This is a genomic window from Nitrosomonas sp. Nm84 (assembly GCF_003201565.1).
GTDB lineage: Bacteria > Pseudomonadota > Gammaproteobacteria > Burkholderiales > Nitrosomonadaceae > Nitrosomonas.
In genome coordinates this window covers 1-12,545 of sequence record NZ_QJJP01000036.1, presented here as the reverse complement: position 1 = coordinate 12,545, position 12,545 = coordinate 1, and the positions used below count along the sequence as shown (strand labels likewise).

Here is a 12,545-nt window from a genome sequence, read left to right as displayed (position 1 = left end):
AAGGTGTCATGCAGTTTCCTACGACATTTCTTGATAAATTTTTAGGAAACAATAAGCTATCTACTTGTGATTGTTTAATCAAGAACGTGTTTTTACGGCAATTCGTGCTAAAACCGTGCAGTAATGAATCACGAAAATAACCGTTCTAGTTCAATGCCCGGATCTTCAGCACGCATGAAAGCTTCGCCGACAAGAAAGGCATTCACTTGGTTGTTGCGCATCAATGCAACATCTGTAGGATGATGTATGCCACTTTCCGTGACTACAATTCTATGGGGTGGGATTTTATGCAATAATTCCAACGTCGTATTTAATGATGTTTCAAAAGTTCTTAAATTACGGTTGTTTATACCAATTAATGGTGTGGTGAGTTGCAGTGCCAGATCCAGTTCAGTTGCATCATGTACTTCCACCAGAACCGCCATACCCAGTGAATGGGCTAATTTTTCAAGCTCCTGCATCTGTATCAAAGGGGTGCTGTTAGATTCGCTACCATCGTATTCCAACAAGAAAGCACTGACTATCAATAAGATACAATCCGCATTCATGGCACGCGCTTCAGCAATCTGATATGCGTCAAGAATGAAATCCTTACGTAAAACCGGCAGCAGGCATGCCGCACGGGCTGCTTGCAAATACTCGGGGCTACCCATAAAAAATTGTTTATCCGTCAATACCGATAGGCAGGCTGCACCGTGTTGCGCGTAAGTTTTGGCGATTTCTGCCGGTAAAAATTCAAACGATTGTGCGTTTGCCCCGGATGAATGTCCACGCAAGATACCTTTGCTGGGACTGGCTTGTTTGATCTCGGCAATGACAGCCGATTGCCCTACATTGATTTTGTTACGAATTGCTGCGATAAAATCACGTGCAGGAAGCGCTGATTGGGCTTCCTGGAGTAATAGCGAATAGCATTTTAATGCTTTGGCAGCAGCAATTTCTTGTTTCTTGACGGTAAGAATTTTTCTTAGAATGTCGGGCATGTTATTTCTCAGCAGCAGTTTTTTGAGTGAATTCCACGAGCTCATGAAGTTTTTTTAATGCCGCACCGCTTTCAATAGCTTGCTGCGCTGTTTTTATGCCCTGTTCAAGAGTATCCGCGATACCGGCTGCATAGATAGCGGCACCGGCGTTTAATAAGACGATATCACGAGCAGGGCCGGCGACATTTTTCAGTACGGAAAGCAGCATCGTTTTGGCATGCGCGCTATCCGTAACTTGAATCGCTTCGATTGAAGATGTCTTAAGATTAAAATCTTCCGGTCGGATGGTATACGTTTCTACCTTACCGTTTTTCAATTCACTGACATGTGTTTCACCGGTTATTGTAATTTCATCCAATCCATCGTGTCCGTTGACTATCAATACATGATTGCTGCCTAGTCGCTGCAGCACATGTGCCAGCGTTTTAACCAAGTCACGATTAAATACGCCGAGTACTTGCTGTTTGGCGCCAGCAGGATTGGTGAGCGGTCCGAGGATGTTGAATAATGTTTTGACACCGAGTTCACGTCGTACTGGCGCGGCGTGTTTCATGGCAGCGTGGTAATTCGGGGCAAACATAAAACCGACACCGATTTCACTGATGCTTTGCGCAACTTGTTGTGGCGTTTGGTTTAAATTGACACCGAGCGCTTCAAGGACGTCAGCGCTACCTGATTTGCTTGAGACTGATCTGCCGCCATGTTTGGCGACACGGGTTCCCGTAGCTGCGGCAACGAATGCCGATGCTGTTGAAATATTGAATGTGTGTAACGAATCTCCGCCTGTGCCGCAGGTATCGACCAGATGAGTGCTATCGGGAATCTCAACTTTGGTTGCCAATTCACGCATGACTTCGGCAGCTGCGGCTATTTCTCCGATGGTTTCTGTTTTTACCCGCAAACCGGTGATAATTGCGGCGATAAGAACGGGCGAGAGTTCTCCCTGCATGATTTGCCGCATCAAGGATACCATTTCATCGTGCGGTATTTCTTGATGCGCAATAATACGGTGCAGTGCTTCTTGTGGAGTCATTACGTGACCTTATTCAGACTAATTTACGGATCGGTTAAGAAAATTTTCGAGCATTTGATGTCCATGCTCGCTCAAAATGGATTCAGGATGAAATTGGATGCCTTCGATGGCCAGTGTTTTATGGCGTATCCCCATAATTTCATCATCTTCGGTCCATGCTGTAATTTCAAGACAATCGGGCAATGTCGAGCGTTCGACAACCAGTGAGTGGTAGCGGGTTGCGATAAAAGGGTTTGGCAAATCTCGAAAAACGCCCTGATTATGATGAAAAATTGGTGAAGTTTTGCCGTGCATCAGTTGTTTTGCATGAATGATTCGACCACCGAATGCTTGCCCGATACTCTGATGTCCCAGGCAAACCCCTAAAACTGGAATATTCCGGCTGAACTGATTAATCACTGACAGTGATACTCCCGCTTCATTGGGCGTGCAGGGGCCAGGAGAAATGACTATTCGTTCGGGGTTAAGCTGCGAAATTTTATCCAGGGTGATTTCATCATTCCGGTATACAACAACGTGTTCACCCAATTCAGAGAAATATTGCACCAAGTTATAAGTAAAAGAATCGTAGTTATCAATCATTAGCAGCATATTTTTTTAACACTTTGTTTGTACATACTATTGTTTAAATTTTTGTGAGAAAGATTATATCAAATGATGGGTGGTCAAATTAAGCGAATAAATTTTACCAGTTCAATGATAATGCTAATAACATAATCGCAAATATTTGAACATTATTTGATATTGCCTTATTAATTCAGTAAAATTACACGGTTTTAAACCTTGTCTCACCATGATTAATCTCAATTGATGGGAGACTTTACCCAAAAGGAATTTATGCGACATTACGAAATAGTTTTTATTGTTCACCCTGATCAAAGTGAGCAAGTACCAGCAATGATCGAACGTTATCGTGGTATTGTCACTGCAAAGAACGGCAAAATTCATCGTATGGAAGATTGGGGGCGCCGCCAGCTTGCCTATCTGATTCAGAAAGTTCATAAAGCGCATTATGTGTTAATGAATATTGAGTGTGATCAAGAAACGTTGGATGACTTGGATCATGCGTTCAAATTCAATGATGCTATTCTGCGACATTTAACCATTAAAACAAAAGGTCCTGTCACAGAACCATCGCCCATGATGCGCCAAGAGGAAAGATCGAGTGCCGCGGGCTTGCACACTGCAGATGCAAGCGCTGAGGAGTCTGATGATACGCCGGAAGAATCCAGCGCCTCTGCGTAGACTGTATAGCAATTGGAATGTAACCAAACAATCATTTGTGGAAAAATTGTTAAGCTAGGCATCCTGCGTTACACGCCTGCCGGTATTGCCGTTATCGAGTTTACAATCAAGCATGTATCTCGACAAAAGGAAGCTGGTGTAGCCCGACAAATAATATTGGATATTCTTGCAGTAGCATTGGGACAACTGGCTTTGACTGTTGCCGGATTTAAGCTTGATAGTACGGTTAAGCTCATCGGGTTTCTCAATAGAAAAAGTCATATGAATCAACAACTGGTGCTGCATACAGATCATATCGAACTTATTTAATCAGATAATAGGGAATTAAAATGACACGTTTTACAAGACGTAAAGACAGTAAAGATAAAGAAAGAGAGAAAAAAGCCAATCGCCCTTTATTTAAGCGCAAGAAGTTCTGTCGTTTTACTGCGGAAGGCATAAAGAATGTTGATTATAAAGACATTGAAATCTTAAAAGACTTTATTAGTGAGAATGGTAAGATCATTCCAGCGCGCATAACCGGAACAAGCGCTTTCTATCAGCGCCAGCTCAGTACAGCAGTGGAATATGCTCGTTTCCTGGCATTATTGCCTTATACTGATCAGCACTGAGGAGTCATAATATGCAAATCATTTTGATGGAAAAAGTTGTTAATTTAGGGCAATTGGGCGACATTGTGAATGTCAAAAGCGGCTTCGCGCGTAATTATCTAATCCCCCAAGGAAAAGCAAAACGTGCAACCGAGCAGGCGATCGCAGAGTTTCAATCTAAGCGTGCCGAGCTTGAGAAGATTCAAGCTGCATCGTTAGCAGCTGCTCAGGCTATCGCTGATAAATTAGATGGATTGCTAGTACAGATTACCCAAAAAACCGGCAATGACGGCAAGTTATTTGGTTCAGTTACCAATGCAAATATCGGTGAAGCGCTTGCTGCACAAGGTTTTGCTATTGAAAGATCAATGATTCGCATGCCGAATGGACCGCTGAAACAAGTTGGGGATTACCCGCTTACCATTGCGTTGTACAGTGATGTTTCAGCAAATATCACGGTTTCTGTGTTGGGCGAAGCAATGGTTTGATAGTTATAAAAAACGCTCAGAGAAAATGCTGAAAAAGGACTATGTGAATAGTCCTTTTTTATTTGGAATTCAGCAGATGATAGAATCAAACATTAACCACTTGTGTTCCTAAATGGATATCCATGGCGCAATCACCCATCAGTATCAGTCAAGATCAATTTTTAGATTCCTATAAAACGCCACCGCACTCCATTGAAAGTGAACAATCTGTGCTGGGTGGGCTCATGCTGGATAATAATGCCTGGGAAAAAGTTGCCGACATCATTACCGATAGTGATTTTTATCGACAGGATCATCGTCTGATCTATCACCATATCTGTAAATTGATCGAGCAAAATAAGCCTGCCGATGTGGTCACAATCGCCGAATCGATGGAAATATCCGCAGAGCTTCAAACTGTCGGCGGACTCGCTTACATAGGCACGATCGTGCAAAATACCCCGTCAGCCGCTAATATCAAGCGCTATGCCGAGATTGTGCGTGAACGTTCAATTATGCGTAATCTGGCACAAATCGGCGTGCAGATAACAGATTCCGCCTATAATCCCGCTGGGCGTTCTGCAGCCAATTTGTTGGATGAAGCGGAAGCAAAAGTTTTTGAAATTGCTGAAGAAGGTGCCAGAGGCAAAGAAGGATTCATGGATATTCAACCGCTCTTGAAGCAAGTGGTTGAGAGAATAGAATTACTTTACAGCCAGGATAATCCGAGCAATGTAACCGGCATTGCTTCCGGTTTTCACGATCTCGATCAGAAGACATCCGGATTTCAACCCGGAGACCTGATTATTGTAGCGGGCCGACCATCCATGGGTAAAACTGCCTTCTCGCTCAATATCGCAGAACATGTTGCCCTGGAATTGCATAAACCGGTTGCTGTATTCAGTATGGAAATGGGTGGCGCACAGCTGGCAATGCGTATGTTGGGATCTGTCGGCAAGCTGGATCAGCATAAGGTTCGTACCGGTCGTCTGGACGATCAGGATTGGCCTAGACTGACTCATGCATTGGGCAAACTCAACGAAGCGCCGATTTTTATCGATGAGAGCGCGGCGCTGAATGCGTTGGAACTAAGAGCACGATCCAGGCGGCTGTATCGTCAGCATGGTGAGTTGGGCTTGATTGTGGTGGATTATTTGCAGCTGATGTCTTCCAGCAGTCAAGGCGAGAATCGCGCCACTGAGATTTCGGAAATATCGCGCGCTTTAAAAGGACTGGCCAAAGAACTTAAAGTGCCTGTGATCGCATTGTCCCAGCTGAACCGCAGCCTTGAACAGCGCCCCAATAAGCGCCCGGTCATGTCGGATTTGCGGGAGTCAGGCGCAATAGAACAGGATGCCGATGTGATTCTATTTATTTACCGGGACGAAGTGTATAACCCGGATTCACCCGATAAAGGCATTGCAGAAATTATCATTGGCAAACAAAGAAACGGGCCGATTGGAAAAGTTGATTTGACTTTTCTGGGCGAATATACGCGCTTTGAAAGTTATGCCAAGTCAGAATATTATTAGTAGGATGTTTTTCAGTAATTCCATGTAATCGATATTTTTCGTCGGCTCCCGGTGTCGATGGAAGCTAATCCACTTTATTTCTTGGTGGTGGCAAAGCAGCTCGTCATCAGATGCGGTAATTCGGAAGATAATTGGAGCGTAGGGCACCCAGACCTTCGACACCGTTGGGTGTCATTTGAAAGCCTGACTTATTGCCGCGCTCTTTACATCATATACGCGGGTGACAGTATCCACCAATACATGCTGCATATGTTTAAACTGTCACGCGCGTATCACACAGTTGCAGCGGCAATAGCCACATTCGCTGTTGTGGGAGGCTATCGCTACAGAGCGTCAAACCGGAAAGATAAAATCTGTGGCATCCAGATCAGTTTGAGGAACGCCGGTCAGGGTAACCTGATTATTATTATCAAGATTGACAGTAGCATAAACGACGCCATGGGAATCAGTGCCGCCTGTTATCGTTAGTTGACCAAAACTTGTTTTACCCGTGTCCGCTGCAATCTGGATTTTGTCGAAACCATTGGCAAAGTCGGTGATGGTATCGTTGTCACCCAACTTGGCAAACGAAAACACGTCGTTGCCCGAGCCACCGGTCAGAGTGTCACTACCTTTCTCACCCGCCAGCCAATCGTTGCCATTACCCCCATTCAATATGTCGTTGCTACTACCGCCAAACAGATTGTCAATGCTGTTGCCACCGTTGAGCGTGTCATTGCCATTTTCACCAAAAAGATTGTCCTCGCCTTCACCACCGTTGAGGATATCGTTACCGTTGCCCCCCTTGATGCGGTCTTCTCCTGGCGTGCCGTGCGAGATAATATCAATCGCGTCCAATTCAAATCGGCTGTGCAAAGCGGCAAGATCTGCATCACGCCATCTTTATCCCTATCCAGTACAACAATTTCTGAATCGGAAGATATTTGTGGAATCAAACTTTGATAGTCGACAATAAGGGAATCAATGAAAACAATACGATTGGACGTGATAGTTTTCTCCATAACGAAAGTTATGGTGGTTAGCTTGCTTCAGATAAGCAATTTTTTTTGAACGTGAAACAAAAACAAGTACAGGAGCAGGTGATGCTTGTAAGAAAGATACATCCCAATAGACAATGGACAATGCATTCGCGATTAGCTATTTGAAAGATGGGTTGCGGAGACCGTCAATAACAAGCGCGATGAAAACTTTCCAAATATCATTTAGCAAATTAATCACAACAAAAAGACTCATGCGCAACTACCTCGGTCAGTTTCCAAGAAAGCAAAAGACCCAGAGCGCAATTATGCGCCGCGCGTACAGGCACAAACCACTCTCGGCACGATAAAAGTCAACGCTTCAGTGGTGATGAAAAGCATCTGCACGAATCTGAAAAAAGCGACCAACAAAATTTTTGTGGACAAGAGGAGAATTCCCCTAAAAAAGGAAAGAATTTCACTCTCTGCCAGAAAACGCACAATCCGTGTCATTCGGAAACTTTCCCCGCTCACTACAGTAAATTTTCGGGGTTATACAGAGGTCTTTATGACGGGAAATTTTTTAAACAGTTTGAAACAAAGTTGGGAATCAATGTACAAAGAACTGGCAAGAAATTGACAAGACTAAAAAATACAAGCAAATTGTAAAAAATAAACAACCAACTATTTCAGGTGTAAATATGGATGCCCAAAATGTAATCGATTATCCGAATAACAATACCGTTTTTATGGTATGGAATTTCAAAAACAATACGGCTATAAAGCCCGTCTTTCAACGAGTATGTGCTTTGATGAACAATCTTAATAATTCTGCCCAGGTACGTACTATTACTTCAAGAGCAAGTGTAGTTATGGGCATTAGTTCTCAAGCCTGGAAAAAACTGAACCTGCCCGAACCACTACCAAAAGAACTGGTTGATTTTAGTCCAATAGTTGGGAAAAAGCATGTGGCTGTTGCCACACAAGGTGATTTACACTTTCATATCCGAGCCGACGAGAAAAGTTATTGCATTGATATGGCTGCAGAAATTTCGGTGATCTTGTCGCAAATAGCAGAGTGCGTAGAAGAGGTTCACGGATTTAGATATTGGGACGGGAGAAGTATTTTAGGATTTGTAGATGGCACAGAAAACCCTTCCGGTGCCGACAGGACATTTTTTGGGATTATTAGTGATGAGGATGAAAAGTATAAAGGAGGGAGCTATCTTTTCGTTCAAAAATATATTCACGATTTAGTGGCGTGGAGAGCTTTGCCAGTTACCGAACAGGAAAAGGTTCTCGGCAGAAGTAAAGCAAATGATATTGAAATGACTGATGATGTAAAGCCTTCAAATTCACATGCCGCATTGGCAAATGTAGGCGATGACTTGAAAATTATTCGGGACAATATGCCCTTTGGCAGTATGGCGAACAATGAAATGGGAACCTACTTTATAGCTTATGCAAGTACCTTTAGTACGGTAACAAAAATGCTAACCCGAATGTTCAAAGGTGAGCCAGAAGGTAATTACGATAGAATTTTAGATTTTAGTAAGGCTACAACAGGAACGTTGTTCTTTTGCCCTTCTATGAATATGTTAAAAGAGTTTGCGGGATAGGAAATAAATGAAATCTTTATGTCAAAAACCATTGCAGATAAAGTAATCGCCTTCAACCGTGAGTTACACTACGCCGGTATACTGCCCAATGGCTTTCAGGTAATGAACCCTTATTTGGACAATCCTGAAACACTGAAGGTGATGCAACAATTTTATCGCAAATATTATAATGACTCGGCACAACGAAAGTTTATTGTCGGAATTAATCCGAGCCGTCATGGAGCCGGAATAACAGGTGTTCCATTTACTGATACCAAACGATTGGAAAGTGTTTGCGGCATTAAAATGCTATCGGCACACACCCACGAAGTTTCTTCTGTTTTTATGTACGATATGATTGCGGTGTATGGTGGAGCATGCGATTTTTATAACCATTTTTACATCAACTCACCATTTCCTTTGGCCATTACTCGCCAAACTATAAACGGGAAATGGCTCAATGCCAATTATTATGACAATCCGGCTCTTTTTGAAATGATGAAAGGCTTTATGATCCAATCTCTAAAAAAGCATATCAGTCTGGGGTTGGATACTTCCGAAGTGTTTGTATTGGGAAAGAAAAATGCAGGCTTCATTCAAAAGTTGAACAAAGAAGCAAAGTTGTTTGAACGCTTGACAGTTCTGGAACATCCACGATATATCCAGCAATACAAATTCAAAGAAAAACAATTGTATATTGACAAATACATTTTGACATTAAAGAATTTTAAATGAGCAATTGGGCAAAGCGTATTACTTATACCATGAGTCATTCTACCCACAGCTTAGCTGAGTTTTTAGATTGATATGCGTTGTCAAAAATGGCACCCGGACCTTCGAAAGGGTTTGATTGTGAAGTTACCGCGTTCAATACAGCGCATAGAAGCGGTCGTTGATGATCTTGCCGTCCTGCCAATGCTGTACTGCTACCTGATCGAATTTTTTATGTCCAAGGTCTTTGTGATTGTATTCGTAATGCCATTCGGTCATTGTCACATTGTCACCCACGGCGGTCGATATGATCTCCGATTTGAGCCATGCCTCAACACCTTTGAATAACTCGGATTCCCGGTCTTTAGCTTGTTTTAAACCTTGTGCCACCACATCGTTTTTTTCGATCACGATACAATCGGGATGATAATATTTGTCCATTGATTCCAATATTTCGCCTTTGAGAATCATTTGATTTAAGTCGTTGAGCTTCTCTTCCAAAGTCATTTTTTATTCCTCCTAAATTGAATGGTGATTGATTCAGCAGACTGCAATCTGTCAATGTTCATGATATTTTTCCCATTTTCCCGCTCTGGTAATCTACCATGGCCTGGCGAATTTCCTCCGCAGTGTTCATCACAAACGGGCCACTGCCTGCGATGGGTTCATCGATCGGTTCTCCGCACAATAGCAACGCTGTGGTATTGGGTGCACTATCGATATGAATACAATTGCCTGCTCGATCAAACAGACCGACTTCTGCTGCGCCAATGGTTTCAGAGCTATTGACGCGGGCTGATCCCTTGAGCACTGCCAGTAGTGTGTTGTAGCCATCCGGCACAACTAGGTCGATAGGTTGCTCATTGGTTAAACGCAAATCCCATACGTTAATCGGCGAAAAGGTATGTGTCGGCCCAACAGTTCCATCGAATTCACCGGCAATGACGCGCACACTTCCTTGACCGTTCGGAAGTTGGACGACAGGAATCTGACTATTCAAGATACTTTGATAACGCGGGGGCGACATTTTATCTTTGGTGGGTAGATTGACCCATAATTGCACCATCTCAAGTACACCGCCGCGCCGCGCAAAATCCCGACCGTGAAATTCTTCGTGAACCAGACCGGAAGCTGCCGTCATCCATTGCACATCGCCTGGGCCAATTTTGCCGCCGCTACCGGAACTATCACGGTGCTCCACTTCACCGCTATACACAATAGTGACGGTTTCAAAACCGCGATGTGGATGCTCGCCCACGCCGCGGCGTTGTTCGGTCGGTGGAAATTCCATCGGTCCGGCATAATCGAAGAGTAGGAAGGGGCTGATCATGGGCCCCAGCGCTGAATACGAGAACAGTGTGCGTACCGGAAAACCATCACCGACCCAATGCTGATTTGTATTTCGCTGGATGCGCAATAATTTTTTGAATGATGCTTCAGGTTTTATAGTCATCATGAATTGTCTCCTGTTATTGAGGAATCACGTCCATTCATCATACTACGCTAATGTTCACGTGAGCAATTCGGAAGGTTTCTAGGAAGCAACTCAATTGATGAGAATTCTCAACCAGAACTGTTTCTTCATGAAAAAGTGAGTTTTGTCACATGCTTGTGATTACTGATGCAGCTATATTTTGCATCAGGGGATGTTTCTTCACACTTCCCTGCGCTAGAAGATTGACACTGAATTTCTAACGTTGAGTGGTTTATCGACTAGATGGCATCGGATAAATCAGATGCCTTGAGTGAAATTCGAATTTAATAAAATAATAGGAGCGTTGCGATGAAGAAGATCAAGTTTTTCCGACTAGCTGCAGTTTTTATGTCGTTATCTTTTCTTGGTGCCACGAGTTATGCAGCAGTTTCTGGTGGTGAAGTAAAACAAAGCGGCAATGTAACTATTTTAACAGCGCCATCAAGTAATCTGCAGTCTCAAATGGCTAGTATTAATTTTTCTGGTGCGCGTGCGATGCAAATGTCCGAACCGCCACAAATGGTACCGGAAGCTTTGGAAATTTCTGTAGGAGCAAAGAAGGCTTTTAAAGGTACGCCTGGTTTCTCATCCGGGCAGTCAGGAAGCGGACAGGAAAATCCTATGTCGATTCCTAAGATGAGTTCAATCGATGTCAGTGATGGAATCTCAACACAAGAATTTGGAACATTTCAACACCCCTTCACGACATCGCGTGCCGATGCTAAAGCGGGTCGAGTGTCTAAAGAGTATCCTTTTAGAGCATCCGGTAAGCTATTTTTCAATATCGGCACGAGCACATTCGTTTGTTCTGCTTCTTTAATCAAAAAAGGCATCATAGTAACTGCTGCCCACTGTGTAGCGGGATACGGTACAGGCTCGTTTTATAGCAATTGGGTCTATGTGCCTGCCCAGAATGATAGATTTACTCCTAGCGCGCCTTATGGCATATATGGCGTTACAGGTGCTGTAGTCATGACGTCATGGATCAACGGAACTGATGGATGTAATGTTGTTTGTCCAAATGATGTCGCTGTGCTGGTGGCAGCTCCCGTTGCAGGCGTATACCCTGGTACTCGCACAGGTTTCTTAGGTTATGGTTGGGATAACTATGGTTTTACTTCTTTTGCAGGACTTAATGCAACCGAAATTACCCAATTAGGTTATCCGGTAGGACTGGGGAATGGTGGTGCGATGCAGCGTACAGACTCGCTTGGTTACACGATAACCGATGCCGGATGGTTTAACAATATCCAGATTGGTTCAAGAATGGGGGGTGGTTCCAGTGGTGGACCCTGGATTATCAATTTTGGTATTGATCCTTCTGCAACGCCTGATCTTCCAGGCTTAAGCGCTAAAAAGAATACCATTGTTGCCGTGACAAGTTGGGGTTACATCAGCACTGATCCTAAAGTGCAAGGCGCCAGCCCGTTTACGAGTGGTAATATTGTGCCACTGGTCAATTCGGTTTGCCCTAGTGCGGCATGCTAATGAATATGAACGTATAGCAGTAGACCCCCCGTTATGTCGGGGGGGCATCAAAGTTTATTGTTTCCTCGTTATGGCGATTTCTTCAAAAATACCTCACGTTCCAGTTCCATCAAACTTTTAGATACCTGACAGCTACCATTTGCACACCCAGTCTTTAGTTTCTACGCAAATTTTCGAGAAGGAAATAGTCAGAGGCCAGAAAGCTAGGGCTTATAAGAAATAAGACGATATCTGCATTACCTAAGGTTTTGTCAATCTTTCCCTTCTATTCATCTCCTGCGAGGATTTTTCTATCATACCAAACAAAAAATCACTCCCGATCTTTTGATCTGTCAAATGTCAAGGAAGCGCTGGCAAAAGCTAGTCGGTAGCCGAATGTCACTTACTTAAGTCTTAAGCCCATTTTTTTGAGAAATATAGCCCCAAGCCACTGAAAACCATATAAACATGGCTGGCAGGATGATAGGC

At 43.6% G+C, this 12,545-nt stretch carries 14 protein-coding genes and 1 pseudogene; 8 read left to right on the top strand and 7 right to left on the bottom strand.

All coding sequences use genetic code 11. The features are described 5' to 3' along the window. Positions 1 to 128: 128 nt before the first annotated feature. Genes trpC through C8R34_RS14505 form a run of 3 tightly spaced genes read right to left on the bottom strand, consistent with a single transcriptional unit; the run spans position 129 to position 2,607 of the window. Entirely contained in the window at positions 129 to 983 is an 855-nt protein-coding gene (trpC, locus tag C8R34_RS14515; protein WP_110341810.1) for an indole-3-glycerol phosphate synthase TrpC, read from the bottom strand. Position 984: 1 nt separating this feature from the next. After that, a complete protein-coding gene (gene trpD / locus C8R34_RS14510; RefSeq protein ID WP_110341808.1) occupies positions 985 to 2,016 on the bottom strand; it encodes an anthranilate phosphoribosyltransferase in 1,032 nt (343 codons plus the stop codon). Positions 2,017 to 2,034: 18 nt separating this feature from the next. Then, complete coding sequence (locus C8R34_RS14505; RefSeq protein WP_110341806.1) at positions 2,035 to 2,607, bottom strand: aminodeoxychorismate/anthranilate synthase component II; 573 nt, start codon at positions 2,605 to 2,607, stop codon at positions 2,035 to 2,037. Positions 2,608 to 2,853: 246 nt separating this feature from the next. On the opposite strand from C8R34_RS14505, the gene rpsF reads away from it, so the two are divergent. From rpsF to dnaB, 5 genes are all read left to right on the top strand, one after another. After that, entirely contained in the window at positions 2,854 to 3,261 is a 408-nt protein-coding gene (gene rpsF / locus C8R34_RS14500; protein WP_110341848.1) for a 30S ribosomal protein S6, read from the top strand. Between the two features lie 12 nt (positions 3,262 to 3,273). Then, on the top strand, positions 3,274 to 3,570 hold the full coding sequence (gene priB, locus C8R34_RS14495) for a primosomal replication protein N (RefSeq protein ID WP_110341804.1): 297 nt from the start codon (positions 3,274 to 3,276) through the stop codon (positions 3,568 to 3,570). Between the two features lie 20 nt (positions 3,571 to 3,590). Next, positions 3,591 to 3,872, top strand: a complete 282-nt coding sequence (gene rpsR / locus C8R34_RS14490) for a 30S ribosomal protein S18 (RefSeq protein WP_110341801.1) — start codon at positions 3,591 to 3,593, stop codon at positions 3,870 to 3,872. An 11-nt stretch (positions 3,873 to 3,883) separates the two neighbouring features. Beyond that, positions 3,884 to 4,339 carry a 50S ribosomal protein L9 gene (gene rplI, locus C8R34_RS14485; protein ID WP_110341799.1) on the top strand — a complete coding sequence of 152 codons (456 nt, stop codon included), beginning with the start codon at positions 3,884 to 3,886 and terminating at the stop codon, positions 4,337 to 4,339. Positions 4,340 to 4,461: 122 nt separating this feature from the next. Continuing rightward, complete coding sequence (gene dnaB / locus C8R34_RS14480) at positions 4,462 to 5,850, top strand: replicative DNA helicase (RefSeq protein WP_110341797.1); 1,389 nt, start codon at positions 4,462 to 4,464, stop codon at positions 5,848 to 5,850. 333 nt (positions 5,851 to 6,183) lie between these two features. Here dnaB and C8R34_RS14475 read toward each other — a convergent pair whose 3' ends face one another. Continuing rightward, positions 6,184 to 6,705, bottom strand: coding sequence for a calcium-binding protein (locus C8R34_RS14475; protein ID WP_110341795.1), 522 nt, complete (start codon positions 6,703 to 6,705; stop codon positions 6,184 to 6,186). A gap of 53 nt (positions 6,706 to 6,758) precedes the next feature. Continuing rightward, positions 6,759 to 6,851: pseudogene (locus C8R34_RS17435) on the bottom strand (hypothetical protein); the annotation flags it as partial. Positions 6,852 to 7,507: 656 nt separating this feature from the next. Between C8R34_RS17435 and C8R34_RS14460 the strand changes: the two are divergent. Together C8R34_RS14460 and C8R34_RS14455 are read left to right on the top strand one after the other, a co-directional pair. Next, a complete protein-coding gene (locus C8R34_RS14460; protein WP_110341791.1) occupies positions 7,508 to 8,425 on the top strand; it encodes a Dyp-type peroxidase in 918 nt (305 codons plus the stop codon). A gap of 18 nt (positions 8,426 to 8,443) precedes the next feature. Then, a complete protein-coding gene (locus tag C8R34_RS14455) occupies positions 8,444 to 9,139 on the top strand; it encodes an SMUG2 DNA glycosylase family protein (protein ID WP_110341789.1) in 696 nt (231 codons plus the stop codon). Positions 9,140 to 9,271: 132 nt separating this feature from the next. On the opposite strand, the gene C8R34_RS14450 is transcribed toward C8R34_RS14455, so the two are convergent. Together C8R34_RS14450 and C8R34_RS14445 are read right to left on the bottom strand one after the other, a co-directional pair. Beyond that, on the bottom strand, positions 9,272 to 9,622 hold the full coding sequence (locus C8R34_RS14450) for a SnoaL-like domain-containing protein (RefSeq protein WP_110341787.1): 351 nt from the start codon (positions 9,620 to 9,622) through the stop codon (positions 9,272 to 9,274). A 58-nt stretch (positions 9,623 to 9,680) separates the two neighbouring features. After that, positions 9,681 to 10,571, bottom strand: a complete 891-nt coding sequence (locus C8R34_RS14445) for a pirin family protein (protein ID WP_110341785.1) — start codon at positions 10,569 to 10,571, stop codon at positions 9,681 to 9,683. A 327-nt stretch (positions 10,572 to 10,898) separates the two neighbouring features. Between C8R34_RS14445 and C8R34_RS14440 the strand changes: the two genes are divergently transcribed. Then, positions 10,899 to 12,077 carry a serine protease gene (locus tag C8R34_RS14440; RefSeq protein WP_110341783.1) on the top strand — a complete coding sequence of 393 codons (1,179 nt, stop codon included), beginning with the start codon at positions 10,899 to 10,901 and terminating at the stop codon, positions 12,075 to 12,077. Positions 12,078 to 12,545: the final 468 nt, after the last annotated feature.